This window comes from Isoptericola sp. NPDC056618 (assembly GCF_042792715.1).
GTDB lineage: Bacteria > Actinomycetota > Actinomycetes > Actinomycetales > Cellulomonadaceae > Isoptericola > Isoptericola nanjingensis.
In genome coordinates, this window is sequence record NZ_JBHTVZ010000046.1 from 1 (window position 1) to 1171 (window position 1171).

Here is a 1171-nt window from a genome sequence, read left to right on the forward strand (position 1 = left end):
GAGAATGCCGGTATGAGTAGCGAAAGACGGGTGAGAATCCCGTCCACCGAATGCCTAAGGTTTCCTGAGGAAGGCTCGTCCGCTCAGGGTTAGTCGGGACCTAAGCCGAGGCCGAAAGGCGTAGGCGATGGACAACAGGTTGATATTCCTGTACCACCTCCTCACCATTTGAGCAATGGGGGGACGCAGGAGGATAGGGTAAGCGCGGTATTGGATATCCGCGTCCAAGCAGTTAGGCTGGGAAATAGGCAAATCCGTTTCCCGTGAAGGCTGAGCTGTGATGGCGAGCGAAATTTAGTAGCGAAGTTCCTGATTCCACACTGCCAAGAAAAGCCTCTAGCGAGGTGAGAGGTGCCCGTACCGCAAACCGACACAGGTAGGCGAGGAGAGAATCCTAAGGTGATCGAGAGAACTCTCGTTAAGGAACTCGGCAAAATGACCCCGTAACTTCGGGAGAAGGGGTGCTTCTTAGGGTGTTAAAGCCCCGAGAAGCCGCAGTGAATAGGCCCAGGCGACTGTTTAGCAAAAACACAGGTCTCTGCGAAGCCGTAAGGCGAAGTATAGGGGCTGACGCCTGCCCGGTGCTGGAAGGTTAAGAGGAGCGCTTAGCGTAAGCGAAGGTGCGAATTGAAGCCCCAGTAAACGGCGGCCGTAACTATAACGGTCCTAAGGTAGCGAAATTCCTTGTCGGGTAAGTTCCGACCCGCACGAAAGGCGCAACGATCTGGGCACTGTCTCAACGAGAGACTCGGTGAAATTATAGTACCTGTGAAGATGCAGGTTACCCGCGACAGGACGGAAAGACCCCGTGGAGCTTTACTGCAGCCTGATATTGAATGTTGGTACAGCTTGTACAGGATAGGTAGGAGCCTTGGAAACCGGAGCGCTAGCTTCGGTGGAGGCATCGGTGGGATACTACCCTGGCTGTATTGACCTTCTAACCCGCTGCCCTTATCGGGCAGGGAGACAGTGTCAGGTGGGCAGTTTGACTGGGGCGGTCGCCTCCTAAAATGTAACGGAGGCGCCCAAAGGTTCCCTCAGAATGGTTGGAAATCATTCGCAGAGTGTAAAGGCACAAGGGAGCTTGACTGCGAGACCTACAAGTCGAGCAGGGACGAAAGTCGGGCTTAGTGATCCGGTGGTTCCGCATGGAAGGGCCATCGCTCAACGG

At 54.8% G+C, this 1171-nt stretch carries 1 rRNA gene; it reads left to right on the forward strand.

Features of this window, described 5'->3' with window-relative positions:
* Positions 1 to 1171: ribosomal RNA gene (locus ACFQ8T_RS21740) — 23S ribosomal RNA — on the forward strand; the annotation flags it as partial.